This is a genomic window from Ensifer sp. ENS07 (genome assembly GCF_014852185.1).
Lineage (GTDB): Bacteria > Pseudomonadota > Alphaproteobacteria > Rhizobiales > Rhizobiaceae > Ensifer > Ensifer adhaerens.
The window spans coordinates 197,614-222,820 of record NZ_JACVBE010000007.1 but is presented as its reverse complement, the minus strand read 5'-3'; the positions used below and the strand labels follow the sequence as shown (position 1 = coordinate 222,820).

Sequence of the window (25,207 nt, the reverse complement as noted above, 5' to 3'; positions counted from 1 at the left end):
TAGGTGGGGCCCAGAGGCGCTTTCGATCACCCAGCGGCGGATCGAAGCAGCACATTGGAAAGTAGGAAAGCGCCAAAGGTTCCACCATGGGACTTCAGTCCCATGACCCCGGGGCAAAGGTCCTAGTCCCGTGGAGGACTGGCCGTGATACGCTATTTTTGGCCTCAGCCTATGGCCAACTACTTAGCGTAGGCCGAGAAAGACACCAGGGAGACTGTCCGTCCCTTCGGTCGCTCTGGTGTCGTTGCAGACCGGAGGAATGGACTATGCACGAGCAATACCGCTACGGCGAGCCACCGCGAAAATTCTCTACAGCGTTTCCTATCGGAGTGATGCTCTTGGCGATGCTCGTCATCGGCGGGTACCTCTTCGTGGGCAGCGCGATCTCGACGGAACCTCAACAATCCCTCGCCATCGTCCTTCCGGCACCTGGGGCACCGTCTGAGTAGTTTTCGCCGAAACAGGGAAGCAGCCATGAGACTGATGCACTTGGGGCGAGCCCGTCTTGGGATGGCGCTGCTAAGATATCGCCCTCAGCTCCGCCAAGCCAGAGAGCGCTGCCTACTCGATCTCTTCGAGACCCGGCACTAGTTTCGCCAGGCCCGTCCGGCAGACATCGTGCCGAAGCAACGGGTAGAAAAAAGCCTCTGCCGGGATCGGCAGAGGCCAAGCAAGCTGGTGCACGCCGCCAGGGTCGTCTGGACTGGCGGAGCGCACGCTTCCAAGGCTACAGATGGAGCGCGGGACCACAATTCACCCAATGGAAGTGCATGCTCCGCCGATGTGATTAAGTTTCGCCCGTTCAACTGACCTACGATTGGGACAGTACCGGGCGGGAACGGTTTAGGCAGGCACGCGTCTGGCTTTAATCGCCTTGGCAGTTGGTTGGTCGCCCTCGCCCTGGCGCCATAATTTCGTGTGCCGTTTATCTCCTCGACCGCCCTTCCCCGACCCCGCTGCAGACCCCCTTCATCAGTGCCCGAGTAGCTCGAAATGGGTATTTCCCCGGTGGAACCAGGCAAGCCCTACGGGCGTTTTCTGGTCCAAAGTGATGTTTGCGGCCCATCTTTGCGTGCAAGCACTCGCCTACCGCGAACGCTGGTGCCGCCCTTCACGGGAGGTCCCAATGCATTTTCATTCGGATGATCTGGACTGCACTCTCGGCCCTAAAGACGTAGAAATGCTGCATCGAATATTTGAACGGACCTGCTTTTTAGCAGGAATTCCCAAACTTTCTGATCGAGGCAATCAATTGGCAAGATTCCTGATCGACGAGTTCCGTTTCGGCCACACCGACGAGGCTTGCCTCCTGGAGTGCGCTCTCTGGTTCACAAAGCGGCATGCGCGACAATCGGAGTTCTCCACGACTCATCCTGAGCGGGTTGAAGTATCGGGTGTTCGTAGACCCGCAAACGAGTAACCTGGAGGCGATATGGGTTTGGTGCATCTTGGACGCGCGCGCTTGGCAATGGCGCTGCCCCGTCATCGCGAACGATTGCGATCGGTCAAAGATCATGGATTGTACGACCTCTTCGAAAAGTATGCGTTGGCGGCAAAGACACTCGATGTTCTTCAGCAAGAGGCGCCCCAACGGGAGGAGCGAATCCATGATTTTCAGCAGCTCTGTCTGGATTTGCAGGCTGAGGTCGTCGCCGTGCTCGACCGGTTGCATGAGGAGAGCTGGTAGTCCGACGCAAAATGCACAGACTGTACTCGGATGGGCGCCGATTCCCGTCGGATACCAGCTCTGTACGTCGTCGCCAGGGTCATCTAATGGGGACGAAGCTCGCAAGAGGTGCCGTTCCCTTCGGCAGCAACGGCTTGCGGACACGCTGGCCAAACTCTCGCTTGAAGCCAAGGCCCTTCTCAACCAGAATCTTCGTGAAAATGCCTGCGCCGCTTGAATAGATTCGCCATCCTCCTTCAACGGAAATGCGACCGGACCGAAGGCCGCCCCAGTTGGAAGCAGCTTCGTATCTGTCGTTAAAACCGGGATCACTGCTACTGAAGTAAGTGTTTCGCTGGCGCAGCGCTGCCTGTGGCAGGCGGTCGGCAAGCGATATCGGGTTGGCGAGTGCAAGCCCGTTCCACAGGCCCTCGGCATCGCCATGCAACGCGAGCGCCTCGCAATAGCGAAGATGGGCATGCGTATACATCAGACCGATCTCGCGGCCGAAGAATGCAGATGATTCAGCGCGGCGAAACAGCCTCTCTGGGCCCCCTGAATAGCGCACGGGCTTTTCCATAAGCCGGGCACCGTCGGGAAACAGAAGGCTCTCCTCAATCACTGCCAGATGCCGTTCGCTCTGATCGTGCGTAAACAGGCCGCCAAGGATCGACTGTGTCATCGAGATCAATGAGTATTTGAGACCTGTACGCCTATCAGATGGATGGAGCAGTAACTCGACTTCTCCACCGGGCTCGAAGATGCCGTAACCGGCTACGACGTTATCGCGGATCAGCAGATCGTTGAAATCCCGGCGCATGGCAGCGGCGGATGCCCGTAATTCGACGGATTCCTCTGCGCGTCCGGTTCGCTCAAGAACGACGCTGTACCGCATAAGCTGCTCGTACAGAAGTGCGACGGTCCAGCTGCTCACCATCCAGTCGCGAAGATTCGGATCAGCGGGCTGCAGGGAATCGTTCCAGTCCCCTTCGCCGTAGCGGATCAGGCTTGTGCCGGGGATGAAACGTTCTTGTACCGTTTCCAGGAGCTTTCTTACATGATTGGATATCGTCACGGTTTCGTCGGTTTGCAAAAAGGTTTCGTCGACCCTCCACGGAACTGCAAGGTCTAGAACGGCAATGTCACCCGTCGCCTCGATGTAATCGCAAAGCGCTTTCAAGGGCCACACGACGATGTCGCCGTGGCTTTCCCCGGCTCGGATGAGCGAATACGGCTCGAGCATAAACCACTGTGGCCAGTCACCCCGGTCCCGAAACTGCTCGCCAAATAGGATCCTCAGGATCTCTCGAACCTCGTCGTCGTGTTCAAATGCAAGAAGAAGTTCCACCGGCCCCTGACAGACATCGCGCGTGCCCCAGGCGGCACCCGTAAATTGCTCGAGCCCGTGCGGAACGCTCGTATGAACGATGGCATCATGAGCGAGCCAGGGAAGGAACGTGGCGTGGGCGACAAGGTCGGGAGCCTCTCCGTGTATCACCAGGCCGCGGGTCACTTGGTCCCAGAACACCGTGGCGGGGGAAAGCATGTCCACCAAATCGACACCGGCCTCATAGCGTTCAGCGAGTTCGTCGCCCTGGCCAGGGTCAGCCATCGATCCAGTCACGGCAAAGCGGAATCTATATGTCTCAGAGACCTTGATGACGATAAATGGCCCACCTCGCGCGACGTGGTCGGTATAGAGAAGTTCGTCCCCCCCGATTGCCTCGATGAGATCAGGCGTTGACGTGACCAGATGATAGGCGGCAGCCGGATATGCCTTTCCCCAAGGTCCCGTGGCATCCGGACGGAATGTTATACGCCTGCGCGCGAAGTTGAGATCGACGCACCCTCTGTTATCATACTCGCGTTCACCTAGCGTGAGGTGTCCATAGACGAGAAAACGGCAGGGAGCACCGTCGCTTATTATTTCCCACTGCATCGCCGGTTCCGTTCCGGAGGCGGCTGCCGTGATAGTGACCGTGCGATCTGAAAGGCTGTAGATCCACCGGCAGTCACTCAATCCCATCTCAAAAACCGACGGAATAGCCAGAAGCTGCCAGCCGGCACCGTCCTCGACAAGGATACGCAGACCACTTGCAACTGTGAAGTTGTAGGGGTCCCGTGATACAGAAAACAGTTTGTGAAAGGAGGTATTTCCGATCGTCAGCTGGGCGGCAAAGACACCTTGCATCCAGCACGTTGAAGCCAGAGTGTTGTCGTCCGGCAGCATATTCTGGCCGCTGCGCACGATCGCGCCATGGCGCCTGACAGACAGACGTTCCTTGTTTTGCAGCACAATATGACGGTTGTGCAAGCCGTCCGGCACGAAGAAGGAGAGAAGCTGGCCATCGGCGCGCTCCTCCAGCTGCCGCACCGGATAGAGCGCGGCGACTGCCACATCGTCGAGCACCAAAGCGGTCGCTTCGGTTGCGTCCTGAAGCAGGCTGCGCGAGACGGCCGCAGCGGACGTCCCATCCGGCGCAGGACCGGCCATAGTTTGATGGATCCCGCCGAGCCTTGATAGGTCCTCGTCCCTCGACGGCTCCGGGTGATCCGGCACGAACAGACCGAAAAACGTTGTCGTTTGTATCCCTAACGGACCAACGGAAAATGGTGTGGATTGGATAGTCGGACATGCCAATTCATGCTGTTGACGGAATGCGGGGAGACTTTCCCCAAAGCCCGGAACCAGTGCGCTTTGGCAACTCCGTCTCGGAAATGCCAGTTGCACCGCATCTGTCGCGTAAGCTGCGGCTCCCGTGACACACCCCTGGGCTAGCCATGGATTGCGCCCGCCTGGTTGCTTAAGGTTTTGGCGGTTCATCACCACCGGCCCGAACGCAGGGTGAAACGCGATCGTATGGTCGATATAGTGAGAGGCATAGGCTTCGCTTCCCATCAGGAAGCCTGGATCTCCGATACCGACATCCTGCACGAGGATCAGGTCCGATCCCACGGGATGCTGAGTGAGATTCTCCAGTGTCACCTGCCAGAACCATGTCGTGTCAGTCGGGTGCAGATAAAGGCAAACTGTGTGTCGAATATCCCCCGATTGCCCCTTCCAGAAAAAGGCGCTTTTGCCCTGGCTGAACGAAACCTTTGCGCGCGGCCCGACAATTTCGAAAACACCGGCTTGCGAGCCACCGAACCTGAGATAGAGCCTACTAATTCCGCCGTAGACCGGAGATCCCAGGACCTGATTGATCATGATCGCGCCCATATCATCGCTGTATTCGATCGCAAACAGCGTGCCGTTCGGCAGGAGCGAGATGGAAAGGCCAGTTCCGTTGGACACACTCGCAAGACCAAGCCCGTCACGACGAGGGATCTCGAACATGCGGTGCGTTTCAGAGGGCATGATTAGCAACCTCCTCTTTTTGGTGGATTTCGAACGCGATCATAAAAGAGACTGCACAACGGCCCATGGGCCTGTCTAGGGAGTGTTGCGCATAGGTGTTAAAGCCGACGTGCTACGCTTCAACTTGATGATGAGTGCGCATGATCGCATGCTCACCGTTCTGCGGCAAGTTGGACTACAAACGGATGCCAGAGATGCCGATCTCCCGCCCGAATTCGATGATGAACGGAGTGGAAACTTAGCGCTTTTTCGGTCGCCGACCAATCGAGGCGGCAAACAAATGAGGGCACGGCTTCGTGATGGCGAGAGCGTTAGCCAACTACCGGGCGATCTGTGTTGAAAACAGGCCCGCAGGGATATCGGGGTTGTCGGCATCCGTCACAAGAAGAAGTTCCACAACCCTGTCGCCCTCGATCGCAAGTATGCCCTCTATCTTGTGCGGGTATTCGAGTAGATCAAAGACAACAAGGATGCCTCGCTCGTCGACAATTCCAATGCCCGCACCAAGACACGGACCGTCAAGATAGGCGTTCTCCGTATTCTCGGCCACGGCACTGAAGACCATGTCTCCATTGGGCAAGGCTGCCGCATCCGTAAAACCGAAGGGCGTTCCCTGGATGGCGCCCAGATCGAAGCGATCGACCGCTGAGGGCCCCACCGGATCAATTTGATCGTTCGAAAGCGCGTTGAGCACCGCATGCAGCGGGTAGCGAGCGATGGCATTGTCATTGCGGCGCTTGTTGCCGCGCTGAAGCAAGCGAAGTTCTTCACCGACAACCACTGCACCTTCGATGTTGAGCTCGCCAAATTCCCCCGCGAGCGGATCGAGAATGAATGAGAGATCAACGTTTTTGGGAGGTGTGGAGATGGCGCCCTGCGCATCGAGACCGAGCAGAACGCCTTTTTTACGATTGGGCCGCGATCCAGAACCGATCGCAAAGAGCGCCCCATACGAAAACTCGCAGAAAGGCGGGAGAACGGTCAGCGCTTCCAAATCAGGCTTGTGTTTCTTGCGGTTGCCCTTCGTCTCGGGCAGTTCGCCGTCAAACAGACGGATCAAGCGACCTCGACCTGAGCCAGCAACCGGAAACACTCCAAGGTGAAGTTCGTCGTCCGCGATCACATAGAGCGCCGTACCCAGGCATTGCAGCCCGCTTGCAGCACTTAGGTGCAAGGAACGGGAAGCCGAGCCCACATCGATGTCGAGATCGCGCACCTTCTCAAGCTTGATCACGGCCGATAGCTCCTTCGAAACGACCTTGCGTGTCTGTTCTCTAGCTTCAGATGACGCATAGTGGGATGGTTCCGTTACCAGTCGCGCCGGAGATCCTTCGCCCGCAGAAAGGACAGCGGTCCCATCAGTACGTCATGCGTTGTCCACATCGCGTTCCCAGTACCAGGCAACATACATCATCCTGCGATCATGTTTCCGCGCTTTGAGAAATGTCTTGATCGTTCGTACATCCATCTTTTCGCAGGCAACCCAGACAAACGTCTCGTCGTTGGCCCCCTCAATTGCTGCTTTCGCCTCGGACACGAGAACATCGGCGGCGCCGTTCGGGTAGCTCGCCCGGTGCAACCATTGCACATTGAGCACGCCATCGGTTTGAAGCGGCTGCTCTTCCGCCTTGTCCTCAACCTCGATGATGGCACGCAAGTTGGTTCCAGCAGGAGCCTCCGCCGCAATCCTCGCTATAGCTGGCAGCGCGCTCTCGTCCCCGATCAGCAAAATGGACCGCGCTTCCGGCAGTCCGCCAGCGCCCGGGCCAAGCAGGGCGGCGACATCACCAGGTCGTGCGTCGCGGGCAAAATCCGCACCTGGTGTCGATACGCCGGGAGCTGGGTGTTGCAGGAAATCGATCCACAACTCGCCCCGATCGCAATCGACGGCGCGGATGGTATAGACCCGGACAAGCAGCGCGTTCTCACCCTCCGGCCAAGCGATACGGCCGTCTTCCCGGAAGCCGGGCCAGACCGGCGGTTTGCCCTTCGGCGGCACCAACAGGCGGACGTGCATGTCGCCATGCACGAAAGGCGTCACATTGGTGCAGGAAAAAATCACGCGACGCATATGCGGCGTGACATCGTGTGCGGAAACGACGGTTACCTCGTGGAGGTTCGGAAGCGCCGACAGAGAAGTTGGCTCCGACCATGTCAATTCGAACGGCTGGTCTTCGGCAAAATAGAAAAGATGTTCCGCCAGGATCGTGCGGCTCATGTGCAGCGTTTCGCGCGTCGGGCAGTCGAGCTCGATCTGCAGCTGTGCGTTTTCAATCCTGATGCGGGCGACGCCGAGCTTGCTTCGCAATACCGCAAGGTCGCCTTTCCGTTCGACCTCGGCATGCTCGACAAAATGCTCACAGATCTCCTCGAGCATATCGGCCGGACTGACGGGGACGGCTATACCGGACAGCTTGAAATTAGCCCCGTTCATGCGCTCTCCTTTTGTGATGCATCACCCATGCCGCCGATGGCGGCCATCCGGTGTCGCCCGATCGGTAGCATGATCGGCCGCCCTGAAGTCGGGTCACTGATGACGAGGCTTTCGAGCCCGAAAACCTGCCGTACGGTCTCTTCGGTAAGCACCTCTTCCGGCGTGCCCGAAACGTGCACACGCCCACCAGCGATCGCCACGAGATGGTCGGCATAGCGGGCAGCAAGGTTGAGATCGTGCAGCACCATGACGACCGTCGTGCCACGCGTACCGTTGAGATCGGTCAGCAGATCGAGCACTTCGATCTGATGGTTGATGTCGAGAAAGGTCGTCGGTTCATCGAGCAGCAGGATGTCGGTCTGCTGTGCGAGGGCCATCGCAATCCAGACGCGCTGCCTCTGGCCGCCTGAGAGCTCGTCGATCGGCCGTTCGGCAAGATCAACTGTCTTTGTTACCGCAAGTGCGCTGTCGACCGCCTCGTCGTCCCGTCGCGTCCATCGAGAAAACAGGCTTTGATGCGGATGCCGTCCCCTGCTGACGAGGTCGGCCACGGTGATACCCTCCGGGGCGATCGGCGATTGCGGCAGAAGTCCCAGCGTGCGGGCGAGCTCGCGCGACGGCGTCCGGTGGATGGACTTGCCGTCAAGCAGAACCTGGCCTTCGCTGGGCGCGATCAATCGCGAGAGCGTGCGAAGAAATGTGGACTTGCCACAGGCATTGGCGCCAACGATCACCGTGATCTTACCCGGGGGAATGGTGAGGTCGAGCCCGCGCAGGATTTCGGTGTTGTCGTAGCCGGCCGTCAATCCGCTGGCGACGAGCAGATGATCGGTCATAATGACCCTCCGATCCGATTGATGCGAACGATGAGGTAAAGGAGGTAAGGCGCTCCAAGTGCTCCGGTCACGACCCCAACTGGGTAGCGGCCCGGCAGAAGGTGCTGACCGACATAGTCGGCCATAAGCACCAGAACGGCGCCCGTCAGCGCAGACGGTATCAGCAGCGAGCCGTCGTTTCGTACGATCCGGCCGGCGATCGGTCCCGACAGGAACGCGACGAAAGCAATGGGCCCCGTCGCGGCGGTCGCCGACGCGATCAGGCCGACCGCAGCTACAATCACCAGCATCCGCGTCCGCGACACCCTCGTTCCAAGGGCGGCCGCCATATCGTCGCCAAGGCGCAGCGTCTCAAGATCGCGACCGCTAGCGAGCAGTAGCCCGCCGAAGAAGAGGAGGGCGAGCAGGAGCGGCAGCGCCTGGCCGAGCTGAGCCCCGTTGACGCTGCCGGTCAGCCAACGCATCGCTTCCTGCAAGTTCCAGGCCGGTGCTGACTGCAAAATGTAGGCGATGACACTTTGAAGCATGGCGGAGACGCCAATACCGACGAGGATCAGCCGGGTCCCGGCGACGCCGTGCTTGAAGGAAAGGCCGTAGACGAGCAGAGCAACCCCGAGGCCCGCGACAACGGCGATGACCGAGACCATCGGTCCGTTCACCGACAGGACGACAATGGCGAAAACGGCAGCCGCCCCCGCCCCGGAACTGATCCCAATGATATCCGGGCTAGCGAGCGGATTGCGTAACATGACCTGAAACGCAACGCCGCCCAGTCCGAAGCACAAGCCTGCAAGAACCGACATCACCGCGCGCGGCAACCTCAGTTGTCCCACCGTGAAGGATACGCCAGGAACCGCTTCCCCCATCAACACCCGCAAGACATCGCCCGGCGGTGTGATGGATTGCCCAACCGACAAGGTGACGGTGAAGATCGCGACGACCAGGGCCAGCAACACGGCAAGAATGAACGCATGCCTGCGCACGCGCTTGCGACGGTGTGCGATGACGACATCAGGGGTGGACGAGGAAGTTGTCACAGTTCCCTCACGCGCTGGCGCCGGACGATCCAGATGAAGAAAGGCGCACCGATCAGCGCGGTGACGATGCCGACGTCGATCTCCGCCGGGCGCGCGACGATGCGCCCGACAACATCCGCAGCAAGCAGGAGGCACGCGCCTGCAAGCGCCGAAAAAGGCAGCAGCCATCGATGGTCGACGCCGATCAGCATGCGGCAGGCATGCGGCACGACCAGGCCGAGAAAGCCGATCGGCCCGCACACGGCGGTCGTGGCGCCACACAGAAGGATGGCGCCGATGGAGGCGACGGCGCGTGCGGTTGCAACGCTTTCACCAAGGCCGGTTGCAAGCTCGTCGCCGAGCGCAAGAGAGTTGAGTTTTCTGGCCGACAACAGGCTGATCAGGAAACCTGTGAGCAGAAACGGCAAGACGGGAAGGATGCGATCGTAAGTCGCGCCACCGACACCACCAATCTGCCAGGAATGAACACCGCCCGCGATATCGCCACGGGGCAAAACGATGGCGATAACCAAGGACGCAAACGCGACTGACGTTGCTGCACCCGCGAGCGCCATCTTGAGAGGTGTTGCGCCGCCCCTGCCGAGCGAACCTATGGTGTAGACGAAGATCGCGGCACACCCCGCACCCAGGATCGCCACCCAGATATACGCATAGAGCGACGACATCCCGAACCAGGCGACGCCGACGACGACAGCAAGAGACGCGCCCATGTTGACCCCGAGGATGCCAGGGTCGGCAAGCGGATTGCGGGTCACGCCTTGCATGATCGCTCCGGCTAGGCCGAGGGCACCGCCGGCCAACAGTGCCAGCAAGGTCCGAGGGATGCGCAAGGCGACTGATGCACGACCGATGTTGTCTTGCGCTCCGGCCAGCGCCGCGAGGATATCTTCCCACCCGACATAGCGCGTACCGACCGTGACAGAGGCGACAAGCAAGAGGATGAGGAGCGCGAAAAGCGCTGCCAGCCAAAGACTTCGCATGCAGTTGGAACGGGAAACCGGCGACCAACGCCCGTCCGATGTCTTGACGATCCCTGCCTTCATTTCGCCTTCTTGGCTGCCTCGCTCAGCAGCTTCACGTAGTCCTTCAGGACCCAACTGATCGACAGAGGCGTGGGATTGGCGGCATTGCCGACCGCGTTGTTGCCGAGCATGACGATCGAATCTCGTGCAACGGCAGGCATGTGCAGCATCAGCGCGTTGGCTTTCAAAGCATCGAATAGCATTCCGTCGCCGTAGGTCACGAGAATATCGACATCGTCGAAGGCATCGATCTCTTCGGCGCTGACCGAACCTGAGAACTTTCCAGGCTGCGACGCCTGCACCACGCTTTTCGGCGACGCGAGCCCGAGATCTGCGAAGAACCGGACGCGCGTATCGTTGGTCGTGTAAAAATTGACGGTGCTGAGGTCCCAGGAGCTCAGATGCGTGATGAACATCGCCGTTTTGCCCTTGAGTTCCGGATGACCGCCAAGCGTTTGGGCAATGTCTGCTTCAATGCTGGCGATCAGCGCTTGCCCTTCAGCAGCCATGCCGAGCCCCGCGCTGTTTAACCGGATCGTCTCGCGCCAGTCGGTTGACCAGGGAGCCTCCGGATAAGCGATGACAGGTGCAATCTGGCTCAAGGTGTCATAGTCCGCCTGGCTAAGACCGGAATAGGCCGCCAAGATCACGTCCGGTCGGGTGGCGGCGACCGCCTCGAAATCGATGCCATCGCCCTCATCGAAAAGCACCGGTTTTTCATCCTTGAGCTCGTCCAGCCGTGCGGCCACCCATGGCAGAATGCCATCACCGTCATCGTCACCGAAGTTGGCCCGCGCCATGCCGACCGGAACGATGCCAAGAGCCAGCGGTACTTCGTGGTTCGCCCAGGCAACGGTTGCGACCCGCTCCGGCTTCTTTTCCAGGACGGTCGTGCCGAAGGCGTGCTTGATCGTGATGGGATAAGTCGCGCTCTCGGCAGCGAACGCAAGGTCGTGCCTGCCGGGCCAGCAAAGGGCGATCATCGCCAACACGGCGAAACGAACTAGCTTCATCGCCCCACTCCATCCGATATTAAAAGTTGACCCCAAGTCTCAGCTTAATTACCCGACGTCAACGTCAAAGCAGCCGATCTTCGGAAAGTGCGCGGAGATTCCCGGAGGATCGTACAAAACCGGGGAAATATACAATACTGGACAAAAGCGCTCCAGTTAATAGCGGCAATGTGGGACAACGACTTCAAGACGGGGACGTCCGGCGCGGCTTCGATGCGCACCGGACGGGAAGACGCGATGCAGCTCGGCGACCTCCAACGGCATTCATGAGGCCAATCGCTTCGGCGTTTACGTCAATTGGAAAATGGACATGGATATTCAGATAAGCCGCAGCCCGAAGCAGGCGCCGATCCGCTACCGCAACGCGCTTCTCCTTGGTTGCACGACACTCTTTGCCTTGGCGCCTGCCCTGTCGTTTGCACAGGAGGCAGACACGCAAGGCGGAGCAACGACGCTGGAGGAGATTGTCGCCGAAGTAACGAGGGGCGGCAGCGTGCTGAACACCGATGGCGATTCGAAATCGATCGTCGCCACGGAAACCACCGGCGTCGGCAAGATGCCGACCGATATCCTTGTCGCGCCCGCCTCGGTTTCCGTCATTACCTCAAAGGAAATTGAAGAGCGCGGTGCAGACACGGTCGAGCAGGTCGTGCAGTACACGGCCGGCGTGGTGACTGACTTTTATGGTTCTGACGACCGCTTCGACTATTTCGACATTCGCGGTTTCACGCCGTACACTTATCGCGACGGCCTGGCCATCGGCAGAACTTTTGCCGGGGTTCGGGAAGAACCCTACGCGTTCGAACGCATCGAGGTGTTGAAAGGCGCGAGTTCCTCGAGCTTCGGAGCAGCGGAGCCGGGCGGATCGGTCAACTATGTCACGAAGACACCGAAGAGCGATCGTTTCGGTGAGGTCTACGGCACGGGCGGCTCGTTCGCGCATAAGGAACTGGGTTTCGATTTCGGTGACAACCTCACCGCGGACGACACACTGTCCTATCGCCTGACCGGCAAGTCCCAGCGCTCGGATGCTGAGTACGACTATTCTCAGGATGACGAGAACTTCATCATGGGTGGCCTGACGTGGCGCCCCACCGACGCCACGAGCCTGACATTTGTCTTCGATCATCTCGACAAGGATGGCGTGCCCGGCAGCGGCGGCCATCCGCTCGGTACCGATTTCGACAGGGACATGTTTTTCGGCGAGCCGGACTATTATTTCACCGAAACGAACCGCAACACCTATAGTGTCCTCTTCGACCACGATTTCGGCAATGGCCTCAGTTTCAGCTCGAATGCGCGCCACAGCAACCTGAACGACGGGTTCGGCAGCGCCTATATCGGCAGCACACCGACGAACGGGTCGACCGTGGCCGGCCGCTATTTCTTCGGAAACGACAAATCGACCGAACAATTCGTAATCGACGCACACCTCATGTACGAGGCAGGTTTCGACAATGTCGAGAGCCGCACTTTATTCGGCGCCGACTACAACAAGTATTCCGCGGACAGCGCCAATTTCTATACGCCCGCACCGTCGATCGATTGGGAAAACCCTGTTTATTCGGGTGGACCTGGCGCGATGTCCCCCTATGCCAAGACCAACAACGACCAGCAGACCAACGCCATCTATCTTCAGCAGGACTTGACCTTCTTCGACAAGCTGACGGTCAGCGTCGGCTTGCGCAACGATTGGCTGGATCTCCGCGAGACTAACCTGCTTGCCGGAACCACACGGAGTGGCAACCATAGCGAATTCACAACGCGGGTTGGTGCGAGCTACAAGATCACCGAGGAGCTGGCCCCCTACATCAGCTACGCCGAGTCGGCGGCACCGCCCGCTGTGGGCAGCGATCCGACGACGGGAAAGCAGTATGAGGTTGGCATCAAGTATCGCCCGGACGCATTTCCGGCCTTGTTCACCGCATCCGTCTACGATCTGACGAAGGGCAACATCACCGTCTTCGACCAGGTCACCTATCTGCCGCAAACGGTCGACAAGGTCCGACATCGCGGTTTCGAACTCGAAGCCAAGGCGGAGGTGACAGACAACATCAGCGTGATTGCCGCCTATAGCTACATCGATTCCAAGATCGAAGAACCCGGCGGCGCCAATGACGGCAACCGCCTGATGCGCGTTCCCAAAAACATCGCTTCGGTGTGGGGTACCTACACGCTGGAAGGCGAAGGTGCGCGCGGCGACATGATGTTCGGGCTCGGGGCTCGCTTTACGGGCGCCTACTACACCAACATCACCAACACGACGTCATCGGACAGCGCAGTCTTGTTCGACGCGGCCTTCACCTACAAGGTCCAGGAAAACACGACATTCCAGCTGAACGTCAACAATGTGTTCGACGAGAAACACGTGGCGAGCAAGGACACCGGTGCGGTGTACTACAATCCGGGACGCAGCATACTCGCGACGCTGCGCCAGACTTGGTAGACATGGGTCATCCCGCCCGCGATATGCCGGGCGGGATCCTCACGATTGCCGGAATTGCCGCATCCGCCGCCAAGCCGCCGGCGTTTCGCCAACGATCTGGCGGAAGACTTTCGTCAGATGTGCCTGATCGGAAAAGCCGAGCTGGGCGGCGATGCTGGCGACCGGAAGATCACTTTCACCGAGCAGCTGCTTCGATAGCTCGATACGCTTTGAGAGCTGCCACTGCCATGGAGTGGTACCGGTTGTTTGCTTGAAGACATTTGCAAACCAGCTTTCCGATAGACCGACGACGGCAGCCATATCGGCGACCGACATGCGATAGTCACCAAGCGAGTCGACATGCGAGACGAGCCGGTTCATCTGCGCCTGCGTCAACCTGCCGTCGGCCCTTTCCTCGCGATTGGCCGGAATATCCAGAAGCCCGGCGACGATGCTTCCTATCAAGCTTTCGGCATAGACTTCATGCTTGGAGGGGTTCCTGATCTCGTCGGCCAGCAGTTTCGCCAGAGCGTCGATTGCAGCCACGTTTTGAAGCTCGACCGGGCGGCGCAACGCCGACTGCGCTACAGAACTCCCGACCGATGGAGCCAGATAGCGCAACACCCGATCCTTATGGAGGTGCAGGTTGAGGTGGGAGAAGCTGTGTGCCCTCCGGCTGCCGGTCCACAAGGGGATACCGGCCGGAACATATACGGCGCGCGCCATGGGGCGCGAATTCCTCGTCAGATCGTTGTCCAGATTCGAGATGCGAACGTTCGGCGAGACGTCGTTGAAGAAGAACATGATACGCGGATCGTCCGCGAGGTAATAGCCGCTGGCACCGGCCTGGCTTTCCGCCTCCCAGAGAACGCTGACCATCCCATCATACTGGCGCCATTGGACTGGTGCCGTGACCCGGATGCCTTCGGTTCTCCAGGACATTGAATGCCAGAAACCCATTTTTCGATCAGCTCTTCCTCTTCAGGTGTCGGATGCCTTGACGGGCAGGGTAATGCACTGGTCGTGACACCGTCACCTCAGATCGTAAGTTGACTCTAATTGTCATATTTATCTGGGTGTGGCAAGCCGGCCTTCCTACGCTCGTCTAATGTCCGAACTGGATGTCCACCCCGTCGGAAATGGCACCGCGCCAGACAAGATAGTCATGGCCGCCTGCGTACTCCTTGCCCCTCACGCGGTACCTCCTTGCCGCAAGGACGTCGCGCAGATGACCCGCGAGTTGAACGGTTCCGCAGCGCGGACACGTTTTCGCCACACTTTCCGCGGCCGTCAAGATAACCTTCGCAAGACGGTCAAAACTTGTCTTGCACCTCTCAGGGGAGACAGTCTTCAAGGCACAAGGCGCAAGTCAAGTTCACCATCCGAACGCACGTGCTCCGGGGCAACCATCCCGTATCCATCGTCAGTGTCGTGCAGGCTGAAGCTTAACGAGGCGCTTGCGGAACCAGTCGCGCAGCATTTCCTTTTCATAGGGGTGTCGTTCCATCGCCGTACGGGCCGACGACGTCCAGAGATAGTTGAGGTCACTAACCACCTCTTCTCCCTGCGCCAACACGCGTCCCCCTTCAGTTAACTTGTAGCGAAGCTTGAACCTCGGCGGGGTTGAATCGCGAAGGATGCGCACGTCGTCGAAATAGGGCCGCCAGGGTTCGTACTGACCGGCGAGCCTGACATCGAGGACGTCGATCCGAAGCGCCTGCCCCTTCTTCAAGTAGCGGCCCGCAAGCGTCTCGAAATAGCCGCGGAACTCGGAGATCAGTCGATTGCGCTCGCTGAAGCTGCGGAAATCGGGATCCCGGAATTTCTCCGGGTGCACAAAGTCGACGGATACGGACGCGTACGCGGTGCTGCCAAGGAGCAATGCGACAGTTACGGCAAAGGCAAAGCGGGTTGCGAAGCGCATGTCAGCCTCCATCGATCATCTAAATGTAGACCGAAAACCCGTCGCCACAAGGGCACTAAAGTGCGCAACAGATATCGTCGGACGCAAGCAGCCTTCGTCGCCGGGATGGCACGCCGATCACGAACTTTAAACCCTTTGCGAAGACGTGAGATTGAGAATCTGCACCGACTAGTGATCAGCATCAGCCAGCAACCCATCGTTGGAGACGCGTCACCCTCCCATACTGCCAGCCCGAATTTGGGAAAGCGATCTGGAGCCGTTCGTCTCTTGAGACGAACACATTTTCCACCAGAGCGAAACTTCCTGCGGGCGCATCTCACGATGTTCCGCCGGCTACCGGGAGAGCACATCAATCAGACTATTGAGCAGCTTGAACGGGTCGCTGAAACCACATGCGTTATTGTGGCGGAGGCGATTGGATTGAAACGCGCCTATCCTCCTGAGCCTCAGCGATAGCTGCCCAATCCATGCAGGCCGATAGCTCTCAAGTCGACGGACGTGTGCCGATCTGAGACGCCGCCATGCGCGATGGTCGCATCGACACAGGTCGTTAAGCCAGATCGGCAAGGTCGCGCGCAGGCCGACAGCTCGTTCTTGCCATCGACACGACCGCCCCTACATTGCCAAATCATGGATACGCATCGAGCATCAGGCGTTTCCCGCGCAAGCGGTGTTTCAACACAAACAGGCCCTCAGCGATTGGCGCCAACGGTTGTCAACGAAGTCGACCGCCTGCTTGCCGGACGAACGCGCGACATCCGTCTGAACGCGGAGCTTTCCCGCCTCTTCCGGATGCGGTCGTGGCCACAAACGTCGAAGATCATTCGCGCGTGGATGGTCTGGGTGGTCGTTCTCGATGTCCTGACGCTGGCTGTAAACGCGGCCTTGCTACCGTCTGAAGCCGTCATGAAGATGCTTCTCCCAGCATCGATCCTGCCACCTGCAGCCATCGTCACGGCGATCGTTTTCATGAAGCCGCGCGGGCTAGAGATGGAGGCGCTAGCGCTCCACCTTGGCGTCTTCTTCATTCTGCTTTCAGTCGCACTGGTCGGCGTCAACACGGGCGGGGAATACTACGAACGACATCTGACGATCATGCTCTTTGTCGCCGTGACCGCGATCATCATTTTCCCGGTTCCGCTCGAGTGGTCGATGGCAATCGCCGCCTACGCGCTCGGCCTCTATCTCGTCTTTCAAGTGCAAAACCCGGATATCGCCGCCGAGAATGCTCTGGCGGGCGCCCTCTTTTTCGCGAGCGGCGTGATTGCGACCGTCGTTGCGCGCCGGACGGCCGGCATCCTGGCGCACAAGACTTTCCTGCTTGAACTGCGCGATCGGTCTCGCCTTGCCGATCTGACGGACGCAAATTCGCGGCTCGAGCTACTTGCACGAACCGATCCCCTCACCGGCATCGCAAATCGGCGCTGGATGGTGGAAACGCTCAATCGTGTGTGGAGCAGCGGCGTCGCGCAGACTAAAGGTGCGGCGATACTCATGTGCGATATCGACCACTTCAAGCAGCTCAATGACAGCCTCGGGCACTCGGAAGGCGACCGATGTCTGGTCAAGGTCGCAGGCATCATCCAGAGCAGCATGCGCGACGAACGCGATCAGGTCGCGCGTTATGGCGGCGAAGAGTTCCTGGTCCTCCTGCAGGACGCCAATGAGGAGGATGGCGTGTCGGTGGCCGAACGAATCCGACGGCGCGTCGAGGCTGCGTCCTTGCCGAATCCCAGATCGACCGTCGGCGCCTATGTCACGGTCAGCATTGGACTTGCGGTCCTGAAACACGGCCATGAGGTCGGCTCATTTGAAGCCCTGCAACGGCAAGCGGACGACGCGTTGTACGCGGCCAAGAAAAATGGACGCAACCAAGTGACCCTTCACGTGCCACCCCAATCGGCCCCAGCCTGAGCTTTCGCTGCGCCCAGACAGGCCTCATCGGTCGCCAGCCCCGGCCTTACGCAGAGCGGCCGCCCGGCGCTCGCGAAAGCGAGCCTCAGCATTCGCATCCTCGTAATCAGGTCGCGTATCCTCGAAAGCGCGGAACCAGGCATCGTGGGCGTCACTGCTGCCGACCATCTCGAGCGGTAATGCGCCATCGTTCGCCGTTCGCGTCAGAAGGATACGAACGGCGTCCGATACCGTCAGCCCCGTGTTTTGCAGGACAGCCGTGGCGCGGTCCTTGATGTCAGCATCAATCCGCGTCTGGACCAGTGCATTTGCAGCCATGACAAATCTCCGCGAATGGTGAGACGTTGGAGTTAGCCGCTTCCCCACGTTACATTAGGCGATCCCAGAAGCACTAATCGAGACAGGCCGAGAACTGCCTAGACCTAAGCAGTCCAGTTCCGGGTTGTGAGACGTCGTGAATTGGGTTTGGCATTTACAACTCACCGACTGATCGAGCTTGTGTTTCACTCAATGAGTTCGATTGTTATGCCATTGATCGTCCCGTCGAAGGTAAAGGGACGTTTGGCGGCATAGGCTTCGGAAACCGGCGAGCCGAGATCGGCGCCGACATCGAAGCTTTCGGTCGCGGTAAAGGCGACCGGAACCGTGCGCTTGACCGTCGTTTTCGCCGCTTCCTTTCCGTCGACGGTGATGATCACCTCTGCCGGCCCTGCCGGCTTGCCGATCACGGTCGATATCTCGATCTGATGTTTTCCAGCCGCGATCTTGCCGGTCTTGACCCGGTAGTTCTCGATGATCATCATGTTGTATTCATAGACGAGTTCGCCGTTCTCCATGTAGACGGAGAGGCCGCCGCCGGCGCCGCCGACGGCATAGAGCACGCCGTTGGCCCTCTCACCCAATTCGGCCTCGATGCGCACGCGGGTGCTTTCCCGCCCGACGCCGGGGGCGGCAAACTCGGGCATGCGGCGCGTCGTCTGGCTGAAGGTCCATTTGTCATAGGCCGACTTGATCCGGTCTTCCGGGTGCAGCCGCAGCCAGTTGCCGGCGCCGATCGGGAAATCCTTGTTTTCTTCAGCGAGATCGAGGAAGCGCTTTTTCATCTCCTCGAGCTTCTGAGGGTTTGCCGAGGCAAGGTTCGTCGCCTGGGAGAAGTCCGTCTTCAGGTCGTAGAGTTCCCATTCGTCCTTGGCTGAATCCCAACCGGCAAGCCGCTTGGAAGAAGCCGGCGTGTCCCAGGGAATGAAGGGGCCGGGCACATCGGCAAACCAGCCATCGAGAAACAGGCCGCGGCTACCGTTGTTGTCGAAGAATTGCTCGTGTTTCTGCGGCGCAGCGTTCGCATCACCAAAGGTGTAAGCGAGGCTGGTGCCGTCGATCGGCAGCTGATCATAGCCGTTGACGCTGTTCGGCGCCTTGATGCCGAGGATCTCGTAGATCGTTGGGGCGATGTCGACGACATGATGGAACTGCTGGCGGAACTTGCCGTCGTGCTTGATATGGCCGGGCCAGGAGACGACCATCGGGTTGCGGGTGCCGCCGAAATTGCCGGCCATCAGCTTCGTGCCCTTGAACGGCGTGCTGCCGGCCCAGGCCCAGCCGGCATGATACATGTTGTCGGTCTTGCCTGACCCAAGGGCGTCGAGGCCGCCGATCCGGTCGAGGGCTGCGATCTGGTCCTCGACGGTGTTTTCGATGTTGTTCTGGGCGAGCAGTTCGCTGATCGAGCCCTGTTGGCCCTCGGCGCTCGAGCCGTTGTCGCCGAAGATGTAGAAGATCAGCGTGTTGTCCCTGAGCCCGCGGCTCTCCATGCCGTCGATCAGGCGGCCGACCGCAGTGTCCGTGTGCTCGACATAACCGGCGAAGATCTCCATCAGCCGCTCCTGGAACGGCCGCTGCCCAGCCGGAATGCTATCCCAGGAGGCCATCGTGGGGTCGCGTTCGGTGAGCTTGGTGCCCTTGGGGATCACGCCCATCTCCAGCTGGCGCTTGTAGGTGCGCTCGCGGTAGGCGTCCCAGCCGGTGTCGAACTTGCCCTCGTACTTGGCCGTCCATTCCGGAAACACATGATGCGGCCCGTGAACACCGCCCGGCGCCCAATACATCAGGAACGGCTTGTTCGGGTCGAAGGCGCGGTAGTCGTCCAGCCACTTCAGCGCCTTGTCGACCATGTCTTCGGTCAGGTGGTATTTGGGGTCGTCGTGCGGCGGTTCGACGGCGTCATAGTTCTCCGTCAGCCGCGGTTCCCACTGCGAGGTTTCTCCGCCGAGGAAGCCGTAGAAATATTCAAAGCCATAGGCGTCCGGCCAATGATCCTTCGGGCCGATCGACGTCGTCTCCGTCGCCGGCGTGTTGTGCCACTTGCCGAAGGCAGAGGTGTGGTAACCGTAGTTCTTCAAGACTTCGGCAACCGTTGCCGCCGTTTTCGGAATGACGCCGGTGTAGCCGTCAAAGGCAACTGCGCGTTCGGCGATCGTGCCGGAGCCGACACGCGTGTGGTTGCGCCCGGTCAGAAGTGCTGCCCGCGAAGGCGAACAGATGGAGGTGGTGTTGAAGCCGGTGAAGCTGATGCCTTCGCCAACGAGCTTCGACAGCGTCGGGGTGCGCACTTCGCCGCCAAAGGCCTCGGAAACGCCGAAGCCGACGTCATCCAGGAGAACGATGAGGATGTTTGGCGCGTCCGCCCGCAGACGCTGCGGTGCCGCCGGCCATTCCATGGTTGAATCCTGCAGCCGCGGCTTTGCCACGCCCTTCATCGGCTCCGGCGGAAAGGGCAGGACCGAGCCGTCGGCGGGTACGGTCTGCCCAAAGGCTGGAAACGTGGCGGCGGCAAGCGCCAGAGTAAGCGTGACGGGCGCAAGCCGCGTACAGCGAAAAGAGAGCGACCGAATATTACTGAAAGCTGGCATCCACCTTCCTCCTGGTCAAACGGCGACCGAATGCGCCGCGGCTCACGCGGCCGGCAGGCGTGCGTGGAGCCATTTTCGCTTCGCCCTAGACAGTACGCCCCCGTTGGAAACCAGCGTTCCGGCTCAGCCCACCAATTCGAAATCCGCCAGCTTGAACGATCTGTTGTTGAATTCGTCGGTCGGGCCATAGAAGCGCACCGCCGGTAGCGGCCTCTTGCCTGATGTCGGGATCCAGTTCGCCTCGAGGCCGTCAGGCGCTTTCGGCCCGACATAGATGCTGACGCCGCCGTCGGCGTTCTTCTTCATCTTCTCGACGTCGTAGGACGACAGGGTCGTTCGGTTGAGGTCGCTGTAGATGAAGGACATGGTGGCGCGGTCATAGACCGTCAGCGCCCAGAACTGCTTGACCGGCATCTCGGCGGGAATGTCGAGCCTGTAGAGCTTGCCGGCTTCCAGCAGCCTTCCGTCCTTGTCGGCCATCGCCATCATGTACTGCGTGGCCGGCGTGTCGGAGAGCACCTTCGGCATGTAGGTACACCAGAAGTACTCGGCGGCGCGGGGGATGAGATCGATATAGTCGTCGTAGATGAACGAGAACGTCTTGTTGTCATCAGCCTGCAGCAGCGAGACATAGTGCCGATCCGGCCAGTAGCGCATCGTGTCGGGCGTATGGTCGAACCAGTCCTGCAGGTAGAACCAGACATCGACCGCCGCCTGCTGCATGGCGCGCCTGGCGGTCTCGTCGGGTGCGAAAGGCTTGCCCTTTTCGATGCCGAGCGACTTCAGCATGCCCATCATCACCTTGTCATGCTCACGCACCGGCTCGACGCTCATGATCGCGTGCATGTCTTCGAAGTGGCGGGCGTCGTAGAAGGGCAGCGTCGGGTAGCGCTGGTCGATCGGATCGACGAATTTTTGCGCAGGCGGATTGCCGGCTTCGCTGAGGTAATACATGCGCAGCCGTTTCGCGTAAGCATAGGCATCCGTCGTCGTCTTGCCGGCCGCCGGCACCGAGCGGAAGGCGAAGGCGATGCGGTAGTTCGGCGATGGGACCTGTATGTAGCCCTCCGGCACCGCTTCCGTGTAGCCGGGCGGCGTGAACAGCAACTTTCCGCCCTGGCCCTTGTCGACGCCGGCCGGCCCGACATCGGCAATGGTGAACTGCCAGGCATCGACGACCTGCCCGTAAAGGCTGCCGTCCGCCCCGGCCGCGGGCACTTCGAGCACCACCGGCCCCTTCTGCAGGTCGGTGAAGGCGGAGATGTAGGGTGTGGTGCTGTTGGCGGTGATCGCCTCCAGCTTCGGAGTCGCCACCGCCGAGTAGGCGATGATGTCGTTGTCCTTCATGCCGAGATCGGTGAAGGCTGCGCGGCGGAAGGAAAAGATCGCGATCGCCGGCATGTTCCACAGCACCGCCTCGAAGGCGCGCTGGTACTTGATCTGGTAGTCGAAGTCCTTGATCGACGGGGTTGAGCCCTTGTCGGGCTGGCCGCCGAGCGGAAGCTGGCCATCCTGCGCGAACGCGGACGTCGGCAGGGCGAGCGCCGGGATCGCAGCTGCAAGTGCGGCGAACGAAACGGTGGCCACGCCCTGCTTCAGGACATCACGGCGATTGACGAGCCATCCGGCGGGGTCGTTGCTGTGCATTGGAACGTCTCCTGTCACTGAAACGGGTCGATCTGGGGCAGGTCGTAGTTGCCCGAGAGCACTTCGTCCTTGGGCTGGTAGAGGCGCAGGATGATGTAGAACGGGCCTGCGGGCGCCGGCAGCCAGTTGGCCGCATTGTCGCCATCCGGCTTGCTCGCCTGCAGCGGCACCTCGAAGGACCCGTCCGCGTTGACCTTGAGCCCTTGTGTGTCGGCGCCGAGCTTGTAGCGCTGGATCGGATTTTCGATCAGCATCTTGTCGGCGGCGTTATAGACGGTCAGCGACCAGAAGGCGTCGACCGGCGGTGCCTTGCCGAAGCGGATGACGTATTTCTTGCTGCCGTCGAGTTGCTCTCCCTTGGAGTCGGTCGAGCGCAGCGGATACATCGCTTCCTTCTCGCCCTGGCCGCCGAGATAGGGACCGGCGACCAGGGTGCGCAGCGGATACATGTATCCGAAATCATCGAGACCGCGCACCCAGCTCCAGCCGTTGCGTTCCGTGCCCGCGCTCGAAAGTGCCGACACAGCCACCTTGGGGCCATCCTTCAGCGCCCTGATCAGGGCATCTCGCTGTGGCTGCGTGAGCTTGGAATCGTCAAACCCTTGCTCGGTGAGCCCGAAGCGGGCGAACTGGCCGAACAGCGCGGCATCCTGCGGTGGCACGGCATTGGACTTCAGCGCAAAGGCCAACTGCTTGTAAAAGCCGAGCGGATCACCGGCTGTGTCCGGCATTTTCGGAAGCGTTTCCGGAGCTGCAACAAAGTCCTTGTTGTCGCGCTGGCTGAGCGGCCGCAGAGTGAACCCCTGTTGCAGCTTCATCAGCGGTTCCATCGGCTCGCCCTGGCTCACCCGCAGGCGCCCCCAAAGCCAGACCTTGTCGGTCTGCACGTCCAGCCGCGTGATACCGGCCGGAAGGGCGCCTTCCCAGCCCGGAGGCACCAGCGCAAAATCGCCGGCCTCCGTACCGGTGGTGCGACGGCCGATGTAATGTTCCAGGTTCTGCCACATGTCGAAGACGTCGACGACATAGTAGCGATCGGCGGTGTCGGGCACATGCAGGATATAAGGCTCCTTGCCGAGATCGACGACCGCGCTCAGGTAAAGCGTGTCGTTGTTGGCCGTCGGCATGTCCTTGGCGTCAGGCGTTGCAAGCGAGGTTGCCCAGCCGATCCGATTGACCGGCGCTCGGTAACTGGTGGCCGGTTTCGGGTCGGGGACGTCGCTGTAGGTGCGCGCCACGCGCTCCATCCGCACCAACGGATAGCCCCAGACATAGGCAAGCAGGCCGCTGGCGTAGGCGTCCGCCTCGAGGCCGGCAGCGATGTTTTCCGCTGAGGTCGGCAGATTGAGCAGCTCGTCTTCGTCCGTGGATTGCGCCGCCGTAAAGGGTGCGGTGGCGATGATACTGCTCGCAGCAAGCGAGAAGGCAGCAAGTGTTCGCAGAACGGACATGGGAACCTCATCTCGGTTGCGTCGATCAGGGTCGGTCGAGCGAACACGAGGCAGGGCAACTTCGGAAGTACGTAACTGTTAAAATGCTAGGATAAACTGGATCTCAATGTCGCGCGGCACTGCCATGCGCGGCGAGGGTGCGCGGAATCCACGCTACCGCGCGGGTGCGATCTGCTGGAAGGCGACCAATCCTCGCCCTCATGGGCCGCTCAATACATCATGCGATCTTGAACGCACAAAGCGGAAAAACCCAAGCTCATGATGGGGGCGGTTTCCGGCCACCACGTCTGCGATCCCTCGCCTCGAGCAAAATCAAATCGCTAGCCTTTTCGATTTGACGCCCGGTCCACGACCTTAGCCGTCACGCGAGGCGATCACGGCGAACGACGAAACTGCCATCGATGTCATCTATCGCCACGACTCCGAGGAGCGCCATGTCCTGATGGATTTCCGATTTTAGGATGTCGATAGCTTTACGGATAGCTGGACCGCCGGCGACAACCGCTGCGTAGAGGAAAGGCCGCCCGACAAAAACGAAGCGTGCGCCGAGCGCGAGTGCCTTGATTATACCGGTGCCCCGCCGGAAGCCGCCGTCGACCATGACAGTGGTTTTGTTGCCGATCCGCGCAACGATCTCAGGAAGCGCGCTTATGGGCGACATGGTGCCGTCGAGTTGACGCCCGCCGTGATTGGACACGATCAACCCATCCGCACCGACATCATGCACGCGCGAAGCGTCGTCTGGATGCAGAACACCTTTGACGACGAGTTTTCCCGGCCAACGCGCGAGAATGCGCTCAAGGTGGACCCAATTCAGGTGATCCCGCCGCCCGAAATCGCGCATGATGTTCGACGAAATGATCGGCGCTCCACGGTCTGCGTAGGAGTTCTCAAAATGCGGGACGCCCTGCGTCACCAGAGTGCGTAGAAAGGTGCCGATCGTCCATCGCGGATGGGAAATGCCCTGCCACGCCAAACGCAGACTCGGGCGCAGGGGCGTAGAGAAGCCGGCGCGTATATTGTTCTCGCGATTTGCCAGGGTCGCCGTGTCGACCGTGAGGACCAGCGTCTGAAAACCGGCGCATTGCACGCGGTCGACAAGTGCATCAATTCGGTCGGGTTCTCCTGGAAGATATGCCTGGAACCACGAGCCCGGGGCGGCACCAGCGACTTCTTCGAGCCGTGTTAGCGACGATCCGCTCATGATCATGGGAATTCGACGCTTTGCGGCCGCCTCGGCCAGCACAACGTCGCCACGGTAGGCCATCAGCGCACTGATACCCATAGGCGCGATCCCAAACGGCGCGTCATATCTTTCGCCAAGCAGTGTCGTCCGCGTGCTGCGCCCGGAGACGTCTCGAAGCACACGTGGCCGAAAGGCATACGTGTCGAAATCTTCTGCATTGTAGCGCAGCGACGCATTGGTTTCGCTTGCACCCGCGATGTAGCCGAACAGCGGGCGCGGAAGGCGTCGCCTGGCCGAAGTTTCAAAATCATTCAAGCAGAGATACTTTTGAAGGGGATCGCCCATTGTTTGTCCACCAAGGTCGCTCGCCGCAGCTTCCAATGAT

17 protein-coding genes are annotated in these 25,207 nt (G+C 60.0%); 3 read left to right on the top strand and 14 right to left on the bottom strand.

All coding sequences use genetic code 11. The annotated features are described in order from the left end of the window. Positions 1–1,432 precede the first annotated feature (1,432 nt). On the top strand, positions 1,433–1,687 hold the full coding sequence (locus IB277_RS21985) for a hypothetical protein (protein ID WP_192371727.1): 255 nt from the start codon (positions 1,433–1,435) through the stop codon (positions 1,685–1,687). A 79-nt stretch (positions 1,688–1,766) separates the two neighbouring features. Here IB277_RS21985 and IB277_RS21980 read toward each other — a convergent pair whose 3' ends face one another. The 7 genes from IB277_RS21980 to IB277_RS21950 all read right to left on the bottom strand — a co-directional run bounded on the left by IB277_RS21980 (position 1,767) and on the right by IB277_RS21950 (position 11,366). Next, positions 1,767–5,024: a GH36-type glycosyl hydrolase domain-containing protein gene (locus IB277_RS21980; RefSeq protein ID WP_192371726.1), complete on the bottom strand. Its 3,258-nt coding sequence runs from the start codon at positions 5,022–5,024 to the stop codon at positions 1,767–1,769. Positions 5,025–5,343: 319 nt separating this feature from the next. Continuing rightward, on the bottom strand, positions 5,344–6,258 hold the full coding sequence (locus tag IB277_RS21975) for a hypothetical protein (RefSeq protein ID WP_192371725.1): 915 nt from the start codon (positions 6,256–6,258) through the stop codon (positions 5,344–5,346). A gap of 132 nt (positions 6,259–6,390) precedes the next feature. Further along, the gene (locus tag IB277_RS21970) at positions 6,391–7,458 is read right to left on the bottom strand and encodes a DUF2218 domain-containing protein (protein WP_192371724.1); all 1,068 of its coding nucleotides are present in this window, start codon (positions 7,456–7,458) and stop codon (positions 6,391–6,393) included. Next, positions 7,455–8,294, bottom strand: a complete 840-nt coding sequence (locus IB277_RS21965; RefSeq protein ID WP_192371723.1) for an ABC transporter ATP-binding protein — start codon at positions 8,292–8,294, stop codon at positions 7,455–7,457. The genes IB277_RS21970 and IB277_RS21965 overlap by 4 nt, the downstream gene beginning before the upstream one ends. After that, a complete protein-coding gene (locus tag IB277_RS21960; RefSeq protein ID WP_192371722.1) occupies positions 8,291–9,331 on the bottom strand; it encodes an iron ABC transporter permease in 1,041 nt (346 codons plus the stop codon). The genes IB277_RS21965 and IB277_RS21960 overlap by 4 nt, the downstream gene beginning before the upstream one ends. Further along, a complete protein-coding gene (locus tag IB277_RS21955) occupies positions 9,328–10,374 on the bottom strand; it encodes an iron ABC transporter permease (protein WP_192371721.1) in 1,047 nt (348 codons plus the stop codon). Before IB277_RS21955 ends, IB277_RS21960 begins: the two co-directional genes overlap by 4 nt. After that, positions 10,371–11,366: an iron-siderophore ABC transporter substrate-binding protein gene (locus tag IB277_RS21950; RefSeq protein WP_192371720.1), complete on the bottom strand. Its 996-nt coding sequence runs from the start codon at positions 11,364–11,366 to the stop codon at positions 10,371–10,373. Before IB277_RS21950 ends, IB277_RS21955 begins: the two co-directional genes overlap by 4 nt. A 304-nt stretch (positions 11,367–11,670) precedes the next feature. Between IB277_RS21950 and IB277_RS21945 the strand changes: the two genes are divergently transcribed. Further along, on the top strand, positions 11,671–13,812 hold the full coding sequence (locus IB277_RS21945) for a TonB-dependent siderophore receptor (protein ID WP_192371719.1): 2,142 nt from the start codon (positions 11,671–11,673) through the stop codon (positions 13,810–13,812). Positions 13,813–13,851: 39 nt separating this feature from the next. On the opposite strand, the gene IB277_RS21940 is transcribed toward IB277_RS21945, so the two are convergent. Continuing rightward, positions 13,852–14,751: an AraC family transcriptional regulator gene (locus tag IB277_RS21940; RefSeq protein WP_192371718.1), complete on the bottom strand. Its 900-nt coding sequence runs from the start codon at positions 14,749–14,751 to the stop codon at positions 13,852–13,854. A 463-nt stretch (positions 14,752–15,214) separates the two neighbouring features. Then, complete coding sequence (locus IB277_RS21935; protein WP_192371717.1) at positions 15,215–15,715, bottom strand: DUF3016 domain-containing protein; 501 nt, start codon at positions 15,713–15,715, stop codon at positions 15,215–15,217. A 630-nt stretch (positions 15,716–16,345) separates the two neighbouring features. Here IB277_RS21935 and IB277_RS21930 point away from each other — a divergent pair. Continuing rightward, positions 16,346–17,629 carry a diguanylate cyclase gene (locus IB277_RS21930; protein ID WP_192371716.1) on the top strand — a complete coding sequence of 428 codons (1,284 nt, stop codon included), beginning with the start codon at positions 16,346–16,348 and terminating at the stop codon, positions 17,627–17,629. Between the two features lie 24 nt (positions 17,630–17,653). Here IB277_RS21930 and IB277_RS21925 read toward each other — a convergent pair whose 3' ends face one another. The 5 genes from IB277_RS21925 to IB277_RS21905 all read right to left on the bottom strand — a co-directional run bounded on the left by IB277_RS21925 (position 17,654) and on the right by IB277_RS21905 (position 25,167). Then, the gene (locus IB277_RS21925) at positions 17,654–17,947 is read right to left on the bottom strand and encodes a type II toxin-antitoxin system RelB/DinJ family antitoxin (protein WP_192371715.1); all 294 of its coding nucleotides are present in this window, start codon (positions 17,945–17,947) and stop codon (positions 17,654–17,656) included. A 185-nt stretch (positions 17,948–18,132) separates the two neighbouring features. Next, complete coding sequence (locus IB277_RS21920) at positions 18,133–20,538, bottom strand: sulfatase-like hydrolase/transferase (protein WP_192371714.1); 2,406 nt, start codon at positions 20,536–20,538, stop codon at positions 18,133–18,135. Between the two features lie 123 nt (positions 20,539–20,661). Beyond that, positions 20,662–22,185: a DUF1254 domain-containing protein gene (locus tag IB277_RS21915; RefSeq protein ID WP_192371713.1), complete on the bottom strand. Its 1,524-nt coding sequence runs from the start codon at positions 22,183–22,185 to the stop codon at positions 20,662–20,664. A 14-nt stretch (positions 22,186–22,199) separates the two neighbouring features. Next, entirely contained in the window at positions 22,200–23,636 is a 1,437-nt protein-coding gene (locus IB277_RS21910; RefSeq protein ID WP_192371712.1) for a DUF1254 domain-containing protein, read from the bottom strand. 361 nt (positions 23,637–23,997) lie between these two features. Next, positions 23,998–25,167, bottom strand: coding sequence for an alpha-hydroxy acid oxidase (locus IB277_RS21905; RefSeq protein WP_192371711.1), 1,170 nt, complete (start codon positions 25,165–25,167; stop codon positions 23,998–24,000). Positions 25,168–25,207: the final 40 nt, after the last annotated feature.

What these genes read in the sequence shown, in the direction of transcription:
- IB277_RS21950 (WP_192371720.1), bottom strand. Translation starts at nt 11,366, where the DNA reads ATGAAGCTAGTTCGTTTCGCCGTGTTGGCGATGATCGCCCTTTGCTGG.
- IB277_RS21925 (WP_192371715.1), bottom strand. Translation starts at nt 17,947, where the DNA reads ATGGCTGCAAATGCACTGGTCCAGACGCGGATTGATGCTGACATCAAG.
- IB277_RS21915 (WP_192371713.1), bottom strand. Translation starts at nt 22,185, where the DNA reads ATGCACAGCAACGACCCCGCCGGATGGCTCGTCAATCGCCGTGATGTC.
- IB277_RS21965 (WP_192371723.1), bottom strand. Translation starts at nt 8,294, where the DNA reads ATGACCGATCATCTGCTCGTCGCCAGCGGATTGACGGCCGGCTACGAC.
- IB277_RS21980 (WP_192371726.1), bottom strand. Translation starts at nt 5,024, where the DNA reads ATGCCCTCTGAAACGCACCGCATGTTCGAGATCCCTCGTCGTGACGGG.
- IB277_RS21985 (WP_192371727.1), top strand. Translation starts at nt 1,433, where the DNA reads ATGGGTTTGGTGCATCTTGGACGCGCGCGCTTGGCAATGGCGCTGCCC.
- IB277_RS21940 (WP_192371718.1), bottom strand. Translation starts at nt 14,751, where the DNA reads ATGGGTTTCTGGCATTCAATGTCCTGGAGAACCGAAGGCATCCGGGTC.
- IB277_RS21970 (WP_192371724.1), bottom strand. Translation starts at nt 7,458, where the DNA reads ATGAACGGGGCTAATTTCAAGCTGTCCGGTATAGCCGTCCCCGTCAGT.
- IB277_RS21945 (WP_192371719.1), top strand. Translation starts at nt 11,671, where the DNA reads ATGGACATGGATATTCAGATAAGCCGCAGCCCGAAGCAGGCGCCGATC.
- IB277_RS21910 (WP_192371712.1), bottom strand. Translation starts at nt 23,636, where the DNA reads ATGTCCGTTCTGCGAACACTTGCTGCCTTCTCGCTTGCTGCGAGCAGT.
- IB277_RS21930 (WP_192371716.1), top strand. Translation starts at nt 16,346, where the DNA reads ATGGATACGCATCGAGCATCAGGCGTTTCCCGCGCAAGCGGTGTTTCA.
- IB277_RS21905 (WP_192371711.1), bottom strand. Translation starts at nt 25,167, where the DNA reads ATGGGCGATCCCCTTCAAAAGTATCTCTGCTTGAATGATTTTGAAACT.
- IB277_RS21920 (WP_192371714.1), bottom strand. Translation starts at nt 20,538, where the DNA reads ATGCCAGCTTTCAGTAATATTCGGTCGCTCTCTTTTCGCTGTACGCGG.
- IB277_RS21955 (WP_192371721.1), bottom strand. Translation starts at nt 10,374, where the DNA reads ATGAAGGCAGGGATCGTCAAGACATCGGACGGGCGTTGGTCGCCGGTT.
- IB277_RS21935 (WP_192371717.1), bottom strand. Translation starts at nt 15,715, where the DNA reads ATGCGCTTCGCAACCCGCTTTGCCTTTGCCGTAACTGTCGCATTGCTC.